The sequence below is a fragment of the Streptomyces endophyticus genome, from assembly GCF_035798155.1.
Classification (GTDB): domain Bacteria; phylum Actinomycetota; class Actinomycetes; order Streptomycetales; family Streptomycetaceae; genus Streptomyces; species Streptomyces endophyticus.
This window is the reverse complement of the sequence record NZ_JAOZYC010000122.1, coordinates 18,185-34,076: the sequence shown is the minus strand read 5'-3', so window position 1 is coordinate 34,076 and position 15,892 is coordinate 18,185. Positions and strand designations below refer to the sequence as shown.

Annotated in this window: 13 protein-coding genes; 8 read left to right on the top strand and 5 right to left on the bottom strand. The window is 69.9% G+C overall.

Going from position 1 to position 15,892, the window contains the following annotated elements:
• Positions 1 to 18: 18 nt before the first annotated feature.
• The gene (locus tag OKJ99_RS18670) at positions 19 to 1,044 is read right to left on the bottom strand and encodes a LacI family DNA-binding transcriptional regulator (protein WP_326017725.1); all 1,026 of its coding nucleotides are present in this window, start codon (positions 1,042 to 1,044) and stop codon (positions 19 to 21) included.
• Between the two features lie 177 nt (positions 1,045 to 1,221).
• Between OKJ99_RS18670 and OKJ99_RS18665 the strand changes: the two genes are divergently transcribed.
• The 3 genes from OKJ99_RS18665 to OKJ99_RS18655 are packed head-to-tail and all read left to right on the top strand — an operon-like array spanning position 1,222 to position 6,272.
• Positions 1,222 to 4,272 carry a glycoside hydrolase family 2 TIM barrel-domain containing protein gene (locus tag OKJ99_RS18665; RefSeq protein WP_326017723.1) on the top strand — a complete coding sequence of 1,017 codons (3,051 nt, stop codon included), beginning with the start codon at positions 1,222 to 1,224 and terminating at the stop codon, positions 4,270 to 4,272.
• Complete coding sequence (locus tag OKJ99_RS18660; protein ID WP_326017721.1) at positions 4,269 to 4,718, top strand: hypothetical protein; 450 nt, start codon at positions 4,269 to 4,271, stop codon at positions 4,716 to 4,718. The genes OKJ99_RS18665 and OKJ99_RS18660 overlap by 4 nt, the downstream gene beginning before the upstream one ends.
• A 39-nt stretch (positions 4,719 to 4,757) precedes the next feature.
• A complete protein-coding gene (locus OKJ99_RS18655; protein ID WP_326017720.1) occupies positions 4,758 to 6,272 on the top strand; it encodes an amino acid permease in 1,515 nt (504 codons plus the stop codon).
• Positions 6,273 to 6,365: 93 nt separating this feature from the next.
• Here OKJ99_RS18655 and OKJ99_RS18650 read toward each other — a convergent pair whose 3' ends face one another.
• Complete coding sequence (locus OKJ99_RS18650) at positions 6,366 to 6,770, bottom strand: FKBP-type peptidyl-prolyl cis-trans isomerase (RefSeq protein WP_326017718.1); 405 nt, start codon at positions 6,768 to 6,770, stop codon at positions 6,366 to 6,368.
• A gap of 400 nt (positions 6,771 to 7,170) precedes the next feature.
• Between OKJ99_RS18650 and OKJ99_RS18645 the strand changes: the two genes are divergently transcribed.
• The 4 genes from OKJ99_RS18645 (at position 7,171) to OKJ99_RS18630 (ending at position 11,011) form a co-directional block, all read left to right on the top strand.
• Positions 7,171 to 7,617 (top strand): hypothetical protein, encoded by a 447-nt coding sequence (locus OKJ99_RS18645; protein WP_326017716.1) that lies wholly within the window; start codon positions 7,171 to 7,173, stop codon positions 7,615 to 7,617.
• 137 nt (positions 7,618 to 7,754) lie between these two features.
• Positions 7,755 to 8,219, top strand: coding sequence for a hypothetical protein (locus OKJ99_RS18640; protein WP_326017714.1), 465 nt, complete (start codon positions 7,755 to 7,757; stop codon positions 8,217 to 8,219).
• A 387-nt stretch (positions 8,220 to 8,606) separates the two neighbouring features.
• Positions 8,607 to 9,716, top strand: a complete 1,110-nt coding sequence (locus OKJ99_RS18635; protein ID WP_326017712.1) for a PLP-dependent cysteine synthase family protein — start codon at positions 8,607 to 8,609, stop codon at positions 9,714 to 9,716.
• The gene (locus OKJ99_RS18630) at positions 9,713 to 11,011 is read left to right on the top strand and encodes an MFS transporter (protein ID WP_326017710.1); all 1,299 of its coding nucleotides are present in this window, start codon (positions 9,713 to 9,715) and stop codon (positions 11,009 to 11,011) included. Before OKJ99_RS18635 ends, OKJ99_RS18630 begins: the two co-directional genes overlap by 4 nt.
• Positions 11,012 to 11,192: 181 nt before the next feature.
• On the opposite strand, the gene OKJ99_RS18625 is transcribed toward OKJ99_RS18630, so the two are convergent.
• The 3 genes from OKJ99_RS18625 to OKJ99_RS18615 form a co-directional block, all read right to left on the bottom strand.
• The gene (locus OKJ99_RS18625; RefSeq protein ID WP_326017708.1) at positions 11,193 to 12,155 is read right to left on the bottom strand and encodes a hypothetical protein; all 963 of its coding nucleotides are present in this window, start codon (positions 12,153 to 12,155) and stop codon (positions 11,193 to 11,195) included.
• Positions 12,156 to 12,356: 201 nt separating this feature from the next.
• Positions 12,357 to 13,499, bottom strand: coding sequence for a fatty acid desaturase family protein (locus tag OKJ99_RS18620; protein ID WP_326017706.1), 1,143 nt, complete (start codon positions 13,497 to 13,499; stop codon positions 12,357 to 12,359).
• A 7-nt stretch (positions 13,500 to 13,506) separates the two neighbouring features.
• A complete protein-coding gene (locus OKJ99_RS18615) occupies positions 13,507 to 14,562 on the bottom strand; it encodes a ferredoxin reductase (protein ID WP_326017704.1) in 1,056 nt (351 codons plus the stop codon).
• Positions 14,563 to 14,649: 87 nt separating this feature from the next.
• Between OKJ99_RS18615 and OKJ99_RS18610 the strand changes: the two genes are divergently transcribed.
• A complete protein-coding gene (locus OKJ99_RS18610; RefSeq protein ID WP_326017703.1) occupies positions 14,650 to 15,843 on the top strand; it encodes a PucR family transcriptional regulator in 1,194 nt (397 codons plus the stop codon).
• Positions 15,844 to 15,892: the final 49 nt, after the last annotated feature.

The window sequence follows — 15,892 nt, the reverse complement described above, 5'->3', positions numbered from 1 at the left end:
TCCGTGAGGTACGACCGCTCAAGCGGACACACGTGACACCAGGCTCATCTCCAGCACTTCGGTACGCGGCGCCGCGCCGCCGATCATGTCGAGGGCGAGACGCGCCGCGACGTGTCCCTCCTCCACGAGGGGCTGCGCGACCGTGGTCAGCGGCGGCGTCGAGGTCGCGGCGATGGCATGGCCGTCGAAACCGACCACGGCGACGTCCTCGGGGACCTGCCGCCCGGCGGCGTGCAGGGCGGCCAGCGAGCCGACGGCGATGCGGTCGGAGCCCGCGAGGACCGCGTCGATGTCGGGGTGCGACTTCAGGAGGCGGGCCGTCGCCGCGAGCCCGGCGGCGGTGTCCCAGCCGGTGTGCACGACGCGCGCCTCGTCGAGGCGGGACCCGAGCACCTCCGCATAGCCGCGCCGGCGGTCGACGGTCGCCGGGTTGTCCGCGGGACCGAGCACGACGGCCACCCGCTCGCGCCCGTCGGCGAGCACCCGCTCCGCGGCGAGGCGGGCCCCGTGCACGTCGTCGGAGTAGACCGTCGAGAAGATCCCGTCGTACGGCGAGTCGTCGAGCTGCCCGCACAGGACCACGGGCAGTCCGGTGCCCGCGAGGGATTCCAGCAGGTCACTGCCCCGGTACGGGGTGAGGTGGACGACCGCGTCGACCGAGCGGCGGCCGAAGCTGCGCAACGCGAGCGCGCGCTCCGACTCGCTGGACGCCTGAATGATCACCGGCAGGAAGCCGCTGCCCGTCAGACCCTCCGCGACGCCGCGCAGCACCCTGCCGTACGTCGGGTCGTCGAAGAGCTCGTCCAGCGGCTCGGTGACCAGGACGCCCACGGTCTCCGCGCGGCCGGTGGCCAGGGCGCGGCCGCGGGCGTTCACCACGAAGCCGGTGCGCTCGATCGCCTCGTGCACGGCGCGCTTCGTCTCGGCCGTGACGAGGTCCGAGTCGTTGACCGCGCGGGAGGCGGTCGCGCGGGAGACGCCCGCCTCGCGGGCGACGTCGGCGATCGTCACGGAGCGCGGGGCGCCGGGCCTGCCTCGGGGCATCGGTGACCTTTCCGCACGGGCCGGGAGCCCGTGACCAGGACGAACGGAGAAGTGCGGTGTTCAGTATTGCCCAGGTGGCTCGCTGTCAGGACGTCGCGGGCGGACGTGCGAGGTGAGATCCAGGTCACGTTTAGCTGCTGTTGTGGCACACGAATGTAACCGGTTACATTCCGGATCATGACTCTCCACCTCACGGACCCGGCCGACCGGGACCGAGCGGACCGGGACCGAGCCGACCGGGAGCCGGCGGACTGGGAGAACCCCGCCCTCACCGGCCGAGGCCGGCTGCCCGCGCGGGCGTACTTCTTCGGCTACGACTCGGCCGGGCTCGCCCGCACCATGGACCGCCGTCGTTCGCGCGGGTTCGTCGACCTCACCGGCGACTGGCGGTTCCGGCTCTTCGACCACCCGGCGCGCGTCCCTGTCACCGCGCTCGCCGAGGAGTCCGAGGACTGGGACACCGTGCGCGTGCCGCACCTGTGGCAGGTCGACGGGTACGGGCGGCTGCAGTACACCGACGAGGGCTTCCCGTTCCCGGTCGACCCGCCGCGGGTGCCCGCCGACGACCCGACCGGCGTGTACCAGCGCACCGTCGTGCTGGCCGGGACACCGGCCGGAGAGCGCACCGTGCTCCGGTTCGACGGAGTCGAGAGCTACGCCGAGATCTACTGGGACGGCGCCTACGTCGGCATGACCAAGGGCTCGCGCCTCAGCGCCGAGTTCGACGTCACCGACGTGGCACACCCCGGCACCAACCACCTCGTCGTCAAGGTGCTCCAGTACTCGGACGGCACGTACCTCGAAGACCAGGACATGTGGTGGGCGTCCGGGATCTTCCGCGACTGCTATCTGCTGAGCCGGCCCGCCGCCCACCTCGCCGACTTCTTCGTGCGCACCCACCGCCTCGCGGACGACCGCGCCGAGGTCACCCTGACCACCGGCGTCGTCGGGCGGCCGGATGTCACCTGGGAGGTGTACGACGGCGAGCGCCTCGTCGCCTCGCGCGCCGTGACGCCGGGCACCGACGCCACGCTGGTCGTCGAGGGCGCGCGGTTCTGGAACCCCGAGGACCCGTACCTGTACGACATGCGCCTGACCGTGCGCGGTGCCGACGGGACCGTCGAGCACGTGCCGCACCGTCTCGGCCTGGCGGAGGTGACCATCGTCGAAGGACGCCTCCTGCTCAACGGCACGCCGTTCACGATGCACGGCGTCAACCGGCACGACCACGACGACCGGCGCGGGCGCGCCGTGGGCATGGCCCGCGTCGAGCGCGACCTGCACCTGATGAAGCAGCACAACATCAACGCGGTGCGCACCGCGCACTACCCGAACGACCCCCGCTTCTATGAACTGTGCGACCGCATAGGTCTGTTCGTCCTCGCGGAGACGGACCTGGAGACGCACGGCTTCGCCAACGTCGGCGACCTGTCCCGGATCACGGACGACGAGGCGTGGCGGACCGCGTACGTCGACCGGATCGAGCGGCACGTGCTCGCGCAGCGCAACCACGCCTCGATCGTCATGTGGTCCCTGGGCAACGAGTCCGGGTACGGGTGCAACATCCCCGCCATGTACGGGCGTTGCAAGGAACTCGACCCCACCCGCCCGGTGCACTACGAGGAGGATCGGGACGCCGAGGTCGTCGATGTCATCTCCACGATGTACTCGCGTGTCTCGCAGATGAACGACATGGGGGAGCACCCGCACCCCAAGCCGCGCATCATCTGCGAGTACGGGCACGCCATGGGCAACGGGCCCGGCGGACTCGCCGAGTACCAGCGGGTGTTCGAGACCTGGGACAGCATCCAGGGGCACTTCCTGTGGGAGTGGTGCGACCACGGACTCGTCGCCACCACCGACGAAGGGCGCGAGTACCACGCGTATGGCGGCGACCACGGGGACTTCCCGAACAACGGCAGCTTCTGCGTCGACGGCCTGGTCTTCCCGTGGCAGGAGCCGAGCCCCGGCCTCGTCGAGTACAAGAACGTCATCTGCCCCGTGCGCGTCGACTACGCGGACGGGGTGTGCACCGTGACGAACGGGCGCTGGTTCACCGACCTGTCCGACGTGCTGGTCGTCCTCGAAACGCTGCACGACGGCCGCGTCGTCGGCTCCCGCACGCTCACCCCGGGCCCCGTACCGCCCGGCAAGGCATGGAGCGAGGTCGTGCACCCGGACGTCGCCGCACGCGGCGAGACACATGTCACCGCCCGCGTCCTGTCCACCTCCGCGCACGAATGGGCGGAGCCCATGAGCGAGTTGGGCCGGTACCAGACGCTCGTCGCCGACCGTCCGCGCCGGACCGAGGGGGCCGCGACTCGCGCGGCCGTGGCCGCCGAAGCCGACGGCACCTCGCTCGTCGTCACCACTCCGGCCGCCGACCGGTACACGGTCGACCTGCTCACCGGCGACCTGTCGTGGCGCAGCCGCGGGCGCGAACTCCTCAAGGAACCGCCCCGTGTCGGCTTCTGGAAGCCCCTCGTCGACAACCACCAGCAGGAGAACGACGAGCTGTGGGCGCCCCGGTTCCTCTCGCACATGCAGACCTCGACGCGTGATGTGTCGTGGCGGGAGGAGGACGGCGCGGTCGTCGTGGAGGTGTCTCAGCGGATCGCGCCACCCACCCTCGACATCGCCATGCGGACCACGCTGACCTGGACCCTCGCCGACGACGGCGTACACCTCGCCGTCGAGGGCGAACCCGTCGGCGACTACCACGACATCGTGCCCCGCATCGGCCTGTCCTTCGCGGTCCCGCGCGAGCTGCGCTCCGTCGACTGGTACGGCCTCGGGCCCGGCGAGAACTACCCGGACTCCCGCGCGGCCGCCACGCTCGGCCGCTGGCACACCACCGTCGACGACATGTTCACCCCGTACGTCGTGCCCCAGGACTGCGCCAACCGCGGCGACGTGCGCTGGGCGGCCCTCACCGACCCGCACGGCGACGGCCTCGCCGTGCGTGCGGCGGAGTCGGGCCCCTTCGCGTTCTCGGCGTGGCCGCACTCCGCGGAGGCGATCGACGCCGCGCGGCACCGCACCGACCTCGTGCCGGAGGACCGCGTGACCGTCAACGTCAACCACCGCGTGCTCGGCCTCGGGTCCAACTCGTGGGGCAGCGAGGTCCTTGACACCTACCGGGTCCGCTTCGAGCCGTTCCGCTTCGAGCTCGACCTGCGCTCCGTGTCCGCGGCCGCACCCCACCACGACGAAGGGATCGCACCGTGAGGATCTTCCGCGACCACGCCCACCTCGAAGAGGTCCTCGGCGGCGTCACCAAGTGGGAGCGGACGCTCCAGGCGCTGCGCGCCGAGGGACGGCCCCTCGGCGTCATGTACTCGGTCGGTGACTCGCTCACGACGATGCGCGAGCACACCGCCGCGCTCGCCACGGACGCCCTCGTCGCCCGACGCCGGTACCTGTACGTGCTGTCGCCCGTGGACGGGGACGCCGAGATCGAGTCGGCGCCCGTGGCCGATCTCGAAGTAGCCGTCCCGTACAGCAACTTGACTGACCGTCAGCAGCTGCGCGGGAAGGGGGAGCGGCACACCGTCCCGCGCGGCGCTGTCCTCGTGGCCGGACCCGACGAGGCGGTCCGCGTCCTGCCCGCGCCCGGGACGACGGCGGTCGTCGCCCACGTGACCGTGGAGGGCGCCACCTTCCACAACAAGTAGCCGCACCTGTCCCACCCCTTGGCATCAACGGAGCATTCAATGACGAATCGCCGGTCGATCGGTGCGGTGATCCTGTTCAGCATGGTCATCGCGGCGGTCTTCAACTTCCGCAACGTGGTCAACAATTACGTCGCCATCGGCACGCTCGCCGCCCCCATCTTCCTGATCGCCACGATCCTCTACTTCGTGCCCTTCACCCTCGTCATCGCCGAGATGGTGAGTCTCAACCGCCGCTCGGAGTCCGGCGTCTACCAGTGGGTGAAGTCCTCGCTCGGCGGCCGCTGGGCGTTCTTCACGGCGTTCTGCTACTGGTTCGTGAACCTCTTCTACTTCATCTCGCTGCTGCCGATCGTGCTCGTGTACGCGGGCTACATGATCCTGGGCCGCGAGTGGGCCATCCAGCCGTGGCTCATCGCCGTACTGTCCGTGGTGATCTTCTTCATCGCTACCTACGTGTCGACGAAGGGCGCCCGCTGGATCGGCAGTGTCACCTCGCTCGGGTCCACCCTGATGATGGTCATGGCGCTGCTGTTCATCGTCGCGGGGGTGGGCGCGCTGCTCGGAGGCATCACCCCGGCCAATGACATGTCGCCCGGCGGGATGCGCCTCGACCCGGGCTCCGGCATCACCGCGTGGGCGTTCCTCGGCACCCTGGCGTGGATCATCCAGGGCGTCGGCGGCGCCGAGTCGATCGGTGGGTACCTGAACGACCTCAAGGGCGGTGTGCGCGCCTTCGTGCGCACGATCGTCGTGGCCGGCATCGCGATCGGCCTGCTCTACTCGGTCGGCACGTGGTTGATGGGCGTCTTCGTGAAGAAGAGCAGCGTCTCGTACAGCAACGGCATCTTCGTGACCATGCAGTCGGCGGCCGGACACTTCGGCCTGTCGGGCGACCTGGTGGTGCGGGGCGTAGGCCTCATCATGCTCGTCGCCACCCTGGGCGGCCTGCTGATCTGGACCTCCGCGCCGGTGAAGATCTTCTTCTCCGAGATCCCCGACAAGGTCTTCGGCAAGCGCGTCGTGGCGCTCAACGACCAGGGAGTGCCCGTCGTCGGCGCCTGGATCCAGTTCGCGGTCGTCGTGCCGCTGCTGTTCATACCGACGCTCGGCGCGGGCAGCTCGATCGACGACCTACTGAAGATCGTCACCAACATGACGGCCGCCACGGCGCTGCTTCCGCCGGCCCTCATCCTGGTCGCCTACCTGGTGCTGCGGGCCCGCTTCGAGGGCGCGGTGCGCGAGTTCCGGTTCGGCTCCCGGGTCGTGGGCCTCGGCATGTCGATCTTCCTGCTCGCGGTGTTCGCGGTCGCCTTCGTGGCCTCCACGTTCCCCGAGGGCCAGGCGCTGTGGCTGACGCTGGCCTACAACGTCGGCGGCGTCGTCGTCTTCCTCGGCGCCTCGCTCCTCTGGTACCAGCGCTACCTGCGCCGGTTGCGCGCGACGTCCCCGGAGGAGGCCGCGGCCGAACTCGCGCCGTCGGCCCCGATCCGTTCCGAGGAGAACGCGCAGGCGCTGCGCGAGGAGGAACCGGAGGGTGTGGGGACCTCGGCGTAGGACGACGCGCGCGCCGCTGGGAGGCCGAATGTCGGCTTCCCAGCGGCGCGTTGTGTATGTGTATGTGCCGGCCCAGGTGACCGCGGGAACGACCTAGGAGTTGCTCCACCCAGCGGTCCTGGAATACGAGTCGAGCAGGTCCACCACGAAGACGAGGGTCGAGCCCGCCGGGATCAACGGCGAGGGCGACTCTTTGCCGTAGCCGAGACGCGGGGGAATGATGATCTCGCGCCGACCGCCGACCTTCATCCCTCTCACGCCGCGGTCCCAGCCCTTGATGACCTTGCCACCGCCCAGGGCGAACTTGAACGGCGCGCCCCGGTCCCAGGAGGCGTCGAACTCCTTCCCGGACGCGAACGTCACCCCGACATAGTGGACCCTGACCACCATGCCGGGCTTGACCTCGGCCCCGTCCCCGACGATCAGGTCCCGGATGGTCAGCTCGGTAGGAGCGTCCCCCTCCGGAACGTCGACCTCGGGCTTCGTCAGTTCACTCATCGCAGCTTCATCACTCTCCGTCGGGGGCCGATGCACGTACCGGCCGGACACCTGGACACCTCATGCAGTAGATGGTCACGCTACCGAGAGTCGCGTGCCGTACAACGTTGAAGAACGTGCGCGTAGAACGCGGGTGCGCGCCTGCCAGGGCAAGACCGAGTTTCTTGATCGTGAGAGTGCTGAGCTGCGGTTGAAGGAGATCCGTGAGCGTCCGAGGCACACTGGCGAGGTTCCGAAGCGGGTGTACGAATGCCCGCAGTGCGGGCGCTGGCACCTCTCCTCGCGCGCGGAGTGGAAGGCGAAGCCGCCGAAGAAGCCGGCGTCCGAGCAGCCGGTTTCGTCGTCGGCCTCGTACCGCAAGCACCGCGCTCGTGCCTTGCTGCGCGGTCGGGAGGCACTCGTGGCAGCGCACATCGCGGAGGCCAGGGAGCAGCACGGAAGAGGCCCGTCATGGCGCTCCTTGAGCGAACGTTTCGACTGGACCGTGGCGGAGCTCGCCGGTGTCCTTGAGTACCTCGCTCAACGCGGGGTGGTCACCTACACCGACGCTGCGTACAGCCTGGGGCTCGGTGCCACGCCGCCGGAGGACCTGCCGCCCACGTTGACCGGGCTGTCCGCGCAAGAACAGCGGGATGCTGTCGCCTGGGTCTCCACGTACGACCGGCGCGTCGGCGGGTCCCCCACCGCTTCTCAGCTGCGGGGTGCCTTCCACTGGAGCGGCGAGGAGTACCTGGGGCACATGAGGAGCCTGGTCGATCTCGGCCTGCTGCGGTACGCCGCCGTGGACGGGACTCTGCGAGTCGGACAGGCCGCCCCTCGCGCATGGACCCAGCGGACGGACGAGTGAGCGGGCGACGGCCTGTCCGCCGAACCGTCGGCACCTCGCCGAAGCGTCCTTCGCCTGAGTATGCGACTGTCCGGCGACTGCCCTCGCCGCAAGGGCGGTTGTACGCCAGTCAGGTAGGCAGAGGCTAGGATCACGGCGTGATGACGGCCTGGTCTCCTTCCGGCGCACTGCGGAGTCGCTCAACTGCGATTCCGCTGCGCCTGCTGGGCCTCGGCGTGCTCCTCTTCGGCCTGCTGTACACGCACGCGGTCAGCCCCGAGAGCACAGTGGGTCACGTCGCGTCGGGCAGCGGGACTTCGACTGCGATCGCCGGCCATACGGCACCCGGGCCGGAGCAACCTGTTGCCATTGCCACGCACGGCCCGGCCGAAGCGCCGGTCGATCATCATGGCGGCGACAGCCACGGGCAGCAGCACGCCCTCGATGAATGTGGTCTTGGCCAGCCGTCGCAGGGTCCCGCACTCGGGCTGCCGTGCCTCACTTCACTGAGTTCGGCAGCGGAGACCGTGGTGCCGCCGCTCGTGCACATCCGCCCATCAGCCGTGCGGGGCTTCGTCGTTCCGATACCGCACGCGGCGGAGTCTCCAGTTCTGCGTATCTAGGTCAGTGCGCCCTTCTCCATCGGTCGACGCCTCGCTGAGGCCTGCCGACGCGGCCCGACGCCGTCGTCGTGCCTCCTCCCGTCGGCCGGTGCCCGGCGTCTGACCCTTCCCTCGCGTGCCCTCCTGCGGGCGGCTCGGGGATGGTTCGACGGCTCGTCGCCACTCCCCACCGAGTGCCGCCCTGACGTGGACGATCCCGGATCAGCCGGAACCGCTCCCGGGCCCGTACGCGGCTTGCCGTACGCGAGTGCGCTCGCGAACTCGACGACCCCCGAGGTCGGCCGCGGTCGATCCGCCGCAGTCGATCCGCCGCGCTGCTCGCCCGACAGGCGTGCCGCGCGAGACGAGCATCCGCGCAGCTTCTACAGCGAAATGAGAGCGAATCAGATGGACTCTCTGGCCACGAGTGATTTCACTCCTGCCGGCTCCAGCCTGCCAGGCCTTGTCGGCAACACACCCGTCCTTCGGGTGGCCCGGCCGTTCACCCCCTCCGACCGCGGCTTCTGGGCCAAGTTGGAGGGCTTCAACCCGGGCGGCATCAAGGACCGCCCGGCGCTGCACATGGTCGAACGGGCCCGCGCCCGCGGTGAGTTGCTCCCGGGCCGCCCGATCGTCGAGTCGACCAGCGGCACCCTGGGACTCGGCCTCGCGCTGGCCGGGATGGTCCACGGGCATCCCGTCACCCTTGTCACCGACCCGGGTCTGGAACCGTCCATGGCCCGTCTCCTCGCCGCGTACGGCGCCAAGGTCGACACGGTGCCCGAAGCGCACCCCACCGGGGGTTGGCAGCAGGCCCGCCGGGACCGGGTCGTCGAACTGCTCGCGCGGGAGCCCGGAGCCTGGTGCCCCGACCAGTACGGAAACCCCGACAACGTCTCCGCCTATACTCCGCTGGGCCTCGAACTCGCCTCCCAGATCGGCCACATCGACGTACTCGTGTGCAGTGTCGGTACCGGAGGCCACTCCGCGGGCATCTCAAGGGCACTGCGCCAGCTGTACCCGGAGATGCGCCTGGTGGGTGTGGACACCGTCGGCTCGACCATCTTCGGGCAGCCCGCCCGACCCAGGCTCATGCGGGGGCTCGGATCCAGCATCTACCCGCGCAACGTCGCGTACGAGAACTTCAGCGAGGTGCACTGGGTGGCGCCGGCCGATTCCGTATGGGCCTGCAGGCAGTTGGCGAGCTCGCACTATGCCACGGGTGGCTGGAGCGTCGGAGCGGTCGCGCTCGTGGCCGGGTGGCTGGCACGTACGCATCCTCGGGACACACGGATCGTCGCGGTCTTCCCCGACGGTCCGCAGCGCTATCTGGAAACCGTCTACGACGACGAGTACTGCGCCGACAGGGGCCTGTTGGGAGTGGTCCCGGCTTCCGAACCGGAGGTGGTGGGCCGCCCCGACGAGAAGGAAGCGACCCGCTGGACCCGCTGCACCGAGATCGCGGATCCGCTCTCCCTGCCCGGCAGGACCGACGAGCTCGAAGGCGGTGACCGGTGAAGGGCACGATCGCGCAGGTGCGCTCCTACGACCGGAGCGTGCAGCTCCTGTTCGCCAACCAGTTCACGATCAACCTCGGCTTCTACATGCTGATGCCGTACCTCGCGCAGCACCTGTCCGGGTCGCTCGGCCTCGCCGGTTGGCTGGTCGGGTTCGTCCTTGGGGTGCGGAACTTCAGCCAGCAGGGCATGTTCCTCATCGGCGGCACGCTTGCCGACCGGTTCGGCTACAAGCCGCTGATCGTCGCCGGATGTGTGCTGCGCACGGTCGGTTTCGCGACGCTCGGTCTGGTCGACTCGGTCGCGGCGTTGATCGCGGCGTCGGCGGCCACCGGCTTCGCGGGCGCCCTGTTCAACCCCGCCGTACGGGCCTACCTCGCGGCGGACGCGGGTGAGCGCAGGGTCGAGGCATTCGCCCTGTTCAACGTCTTCTACCAGGCCGGCATCCTGCTCGGCCCGCTCGTCGGGATGCTGCTCACCGGAGTCGACTTCCGTGTCACCTGCCTGGTTTCGGCGGCGATCTTCGGGCTGTTGAGCGTGGTGCAGGTCCGCGCACTGCCCGCCCGCAGGGGCGACAGTCCCGCAGCAGGCGGTGTCGGTAAGCGGGAGAGTGTGCTGGCACAGTGGCGCGGCGTGATCGCCAACCGGGCGTTCCTGCTCTTCTCCTTCGCGATGATCGGCTCGTACGTCCTCACCTTCCAGGTCTATCTCGCGCTGCCCCTCGAAGTGCGCCGCCTGGGCGGCGACGGCGAGTTCGGCACCGTCGCCGTGGCACTGCTCTTCGCCGCCTCCGGCCTGACCACGATCCTCTGCCAGACCCGGGTGACGGCCTGGTGCAAGGAGCACGTGGAACCCGGCCGCGCCCTGACCTGGGGCCTGTTGATCATGGGAGCGGCGTTCATGCCGCTCCTGGCCGCGACGGCCGTTCCGGTGCCGGGCGAAGGCATCGGGCTGTGGCTGCTCGCCGCCGTACCGCCCACGCTGGCCGCGCTGATGCTGGCCCTGGGCACGATGGTCGCGTACCCCTTCGAGATGGACACCATCGTCCGGCTCTCGGGCGACCGCCTCGTCGCCACCCACTACGGCCTCTACAACACCATCTGCGGAATCGGCATCACCCTCGGCAACCTGCTTACCGGCGTAGCCCTCGACGCCGCCCGAGCCGCCGGAATGTCCGCGCTGCCCTGGCTCGCGCTGCTCGGTCTCGGCCTGGCCTGCTCGGCGTCCCTCTATGGCCTGCACCGGACCGGACGCCTGACAGACCCGGCGCCCGAGCCGCAGCCCGCGACGGCCTGACCGATCCCGTACGTACGCGGTGGGGGTGGGAGGGGGGCACACTGTCGTCTGCACCGGACTGGCTGCACCGGACTGGCTGCACCGGACCGGTCGGCACGGTCCGACGTCGCCCGCAGCACGCGTCCCCCGACCAGGGACCCGCCCGCACTAGGGACCCACCCGCACTAGGGACCCGCCCGCACTATCGCAGCCAAGTAGCAGCGTCCTGCGCCGCCTTGAGCGTGGACTCCAGGGCTGCCCGCGCGTGTGCCTCCATGTCGGTCAGATCTTCGGCGTCGGCGCCCGGCACATCGATCCGCGCGATCAGATCGAGGACCCCGGCGGAACCGCCCAGGCGCTCCAGCGCTTGGTTCTCCGCGAGCTGGGCGTCGAGTCGTTCCACCGCGCGGGCATAGTTCTCAAGGCCGCGCACGCGCGCCGTGACCGCCGCTCGCGCCTGCTCCAGCTCCTCGTACCGGCGGGCAACGACTGCGCGGCCCTCGCGACTGACCGCGGCCCTCCCCGCGAGGGTGGCATCCGCCTCGCCCTCGCCGATCGTGCGCAGGTCCTGGGCGATACGCCACAACTGGGCGGGCAGCTCCACGCGGTTGCGCACACTGTCGATGACGCCGGCGGTGTGCGCCCTGGATTCCAGTACGGACGCGACGGCGACCCGGGCGCGGTCCAGGAGCACGCCGTCCTGGGCCGCGAGGCGCTGCGGCAGGACGTAGCGACCGTGTTGGCGCAGTGCCGCCTTCCACCCTCCGAGATCCTTGCGGCTCTGGGCGTGCCTCACACGGTCGCCGTGGGCACCGGCACTGATTTCGAACACTGCCAACCCGAACGTGACGGTGGCACCGAGCGCCAGAAGGACACCGATCAAGACCGGCAGCCAGAACGACGAACCGAAGCACAGGGAGACCAACCAGCCGAGGCCGGCGGACAGGACCGCCCATCCGCCCGCGCTGCGCACCGAATTGGACAGCGCGACGGCTCGGTTCGGCGGCCGCCAAGCGGGCACCGCGTCGGGCGAAGGGGTGTCGGGCGGGAAGCGGTCCACGGGCAGCATGTCGATCAGGCGCCGGTCGTGCTCGGGTACGGCCGGATCGCACACGCACCGGTTCCCCTCCAAGCGGGGTGCGCCGGCCGACGGGTCATCGGGCATGCGGACATGCTGGCCGGTCGGTAGCGGGCCCGGGAGGGGCCGAACAGGCCACATGTCCCGCCACCCGGGCGGCTTGTGCCGATCCGGCTCGCGCGACGACGCACCTGCCTCAACTGCCGCCCCCTGACCGGAAGACAGGGCACATGTCTCCCCGGCCAGGGGGCAACTCGACGGGCTTCTGGGTGATGCCGATACCGGGAATCAGACCGCGACGAGTTCCTGCTCGCGGTCCGGCGTCTTGGCCTGGGGCTCGACCTCGGGCTTGGGCTTGGGCTTGTTGTTCGGCAGGGAGAGCCGGAAGACCTTGTGCCACGCGGAGTACACCTGCTTGGGCAGCGGCCCGGTGACGTAGTCCAGCTCGTACTTCTCGAACAGCGCGCGCACCTTCACCGCGACCTCGGCGTACCGGTTGCTCGGCAGGTCAGGGAACAGGTGGTGCTCGATCTGGTGCGACAGGTTGCCGCTCATGAAGTGCATGGCCTTGCTGCCGCTGATGTTCGCCGAGCCCATCATCTGGCGCAGGTACCACTGGCCGCGCGTCTCGCCCTTGATCGACCGGCGTTCGAAGACCTGCACACCCTCGGGGAAGTGCCCGCACATGATCACCGAGTGGGTCCACAGGTTGCGGACCAGGTTCGCGGTGAACGTGGCACCGAGCGTGGGGAGGAACGACGGACCCGAAAGCAGCGGGTGGATCACGTAGTCCTTGAGCATCTGCTTGCGGATCTTGCGGCCCACGGCCTTGGCCCGCTCGCGGAACTCCGGGTTCTTGCGGCGGCGCTTGTTCAGGTTCTTGCCGAGTTCCAGGTCGTACGCCGCGATGCCGTACTCGAAGAAGCAGGCGTTGATGAAGTTCCATACCGGCTGGCCCAGGTGGAACGGGTGCCACTTCTGGTCCTCGTCGACGCGCATGATGCCGTAGCCGAGGTCGTTGTCCTTGCCGATGACGTTGGTGTACGTGTGGTGCAGCTCGTTGTGCGAGTGCTTCCACTGGTCGGACGGCGAGACGTGGTCCCACTCCCAGGTGCTGGAGTGGATCTTCGGGTCCCGCATCCAGTCCCACTGGCCGTGCAGGATGTTGTGGCCGATCTCCATGTTGTCCATGATCTTCGCCACGGACAGACCGGCGGTGCCGATCAGCCACGCGGGCGGGAAGATCGAGAACAGCAGCACGCCCCTGCTGACCAGTTCGAGCTTGCGCTGCGCCGAGATGACCTTGCGGATGTACGCGGCGTCCTTCTCGCCGCGGTCGGCGATCACCTCGTCGCGGATCGCGTCCAGCTCACGGCCGAGCTCCTCGATCTGCTCCGAGGTCAGGTGGGCGGTGGGGTCGATGGCGGTCACGGTGCTCCTACCGTTCGATGTCGCAAGGGCCCGCCGCGGCGGACACGCAGGTCTGGATGAGGACGCCCGGCTCGGCCTCGGTGATCTCGCCGGTGCGCAGGTCGCGGACGGCGCCTGCCTTGAGCGGCGTGACGCAGCCGAAGCAGATGCCCATACGGCACCCGGACGGCATCAGCACGCCGGCCTCCTCGCCGATGTCCAGCAACGGCGTGGCGCCGTCCGCGTCGACGGTCTTGCCGGTGGCGCTGAACGTGACCTCACCGCCGTCGCCGGCGACGACGATGCTGGGGCGGAAGCGTTCGGTGTGCAGGCGCTCTGCTACGCCGTGCTCGGTCCAGTGCTCTTCGGCGGCGTCGAGCATGCCCGCGGGCCCGCAGGCCCAGGTCTCGCGCTCGGCCCAGTCGGGCACGAGTTCGTCGAGACGGGCGATGTCGAGCATGCCGTCCGTGTCGGTGTGCACCTCGGTGAGCCGCAGCTTCTTGTCCGCCACCAGGCCGTGCAGTTCATTGCGGAAGATCACGTCCTGCGGCTTCGGCGCGCAGTGGACCATGACGACGTCGTCGAACTCGACGTCGCGCAGCATGCCCATCACGGGCGTGATGCCGCTGCCGGCCGTCAGATAGAGCACCTTGGCGGGCTTGGCCCGCGGCAGTACGAAGTCGCCGGTCGGCTGGTCGAGCTGGATCAGCGTGCCCGGTTTGGCTCTGCGGACCAGGTGGTTGCTGACCTTGCCGTCCGGGATCGCCTTCACGGTGATCGTGACGCGGCCGTCCCGGCGGTTCGTCGGCGAGGTGAGGGAGTAGGCACGCCACAGGCGCACCCCGTCGACGTCGACCCCGATCCGCACGTACTGACCGGCCGTGTGGCCGCGCCAGTCCCGTCCCGGCCTGATCACGATGGTCGCGGCGTCACCCGTCTCGGGGTGCACGGCCTCGATGCGCCCACGCAGGTCGGCGCCCGCACGCAGCGGGCTGACCAGGTCGAGGTAGTCCGACGGCAGCAACGGCGTCGTGACCATCTCCAGCAGATTCCACGCCCTGCTGCGGAGGGCTGTACTCGTCATGGCTCCAGCTTGCTGCGCCTCAAGGCGTAAAGTCCTGACCGCAGGACGTAAATCTGGTCGACTGAATTGTTCGCAGGGAACAAAAACGTGAGCCATGCAATCCGGAGGGCCAGTGAGCTGGCCCTGGACGAGACGACGGTCACCGTACTTCGGGCCGCGCTGAAGACCACCGCCGACGAGATCGTCCAGGCGATCATCGACGAGGTCCCTCCCTACGCCAACGCCCTCTCCGGCCGCATGGGCGGCACCATTCGCCGAGCCGTCCGCACCGCCCTGGGGCACTATCTGGACCTCGCGAGCCAGAACGCGACCGGCGGCGACGCCGGTGACGCTGCCTACGAGCTGGGCCGCGGCGAGGTGCGCGACGGCCGTTCGATGGACGCCCTGCTCAGCGCCTACCGCGTCGGCGCCCGCGTGGCCTGGCGATGCCTGGCAGCGGGCGCGGTACCCGCAGGTCTGCCCGCCGCCGAGGTCGCCAAGTTCGCCGAGCTGACCTTCGCCTACATCGACGAGCTCTCCGCCGCGAGCGCCGCGGGCCACGCCGACGAACTGGCCGCCCGGGGCAGGGCCCACGAGCGCCACCTGGAACACCTGGCCCGCGACCTCCTCGCCGGCGCGAGCCCGGACGTGCTGCTTGCCTCCGTTCAACGGGCCGGGTGGCAGCCCCCGGATTCGCTGACCGCGGTCCTGCTCCCCGCCGCCCAGGCCCGGCCCGCCTACCGCGTGCTCGACCCGAGCACCCTCGTCCTCGACGATCTGCCGGACGCCACCGGTGTGCTGCTCGTCCCCGATGCCGACCGACCACGCCTCTTGCGGCAGCTGGCCGACCGGACCGCCGTGGTCGGCCCGGCCCGGCCATGGACTCGCGCGTCCGCCTCGTACGCACGAGCCGTACGCGCGCGCTCCCTCTCCACTGACATCTCCTCCGATACCTCCTCTACCTCCCCTACCTCCTCTCACATTCGCGACACCGAGGACCACCTGCCCGAGCTGGTGCTGAGCGCGGACGCGGACGCGTTCGCGGACCTGCGCGCCCGAGCCCTCGCACCGTTGCGGACCTTGCCTGCCGCGACCGCACGGCGACTGGAGGAGACGTTGCGGGAGTGGCTGCTGCACCAGGGCAGGCGGGACGAGGTGGCGGCGGCGTTGTTCGTCCATCCCCAGACGGTCCGGTACCGGATGTCGCAGCTGCGGGACCTGTTTCCGGATCTCGCATCGCCACAACGGGTCCTTGAACTGACGCTGGCGGTCGGCCTTCGGGCCGGCCGACCCGGGGGATGATGGGGACGGAACGACGGAACGACGGAACGACGGAACGACGGAACGTGAG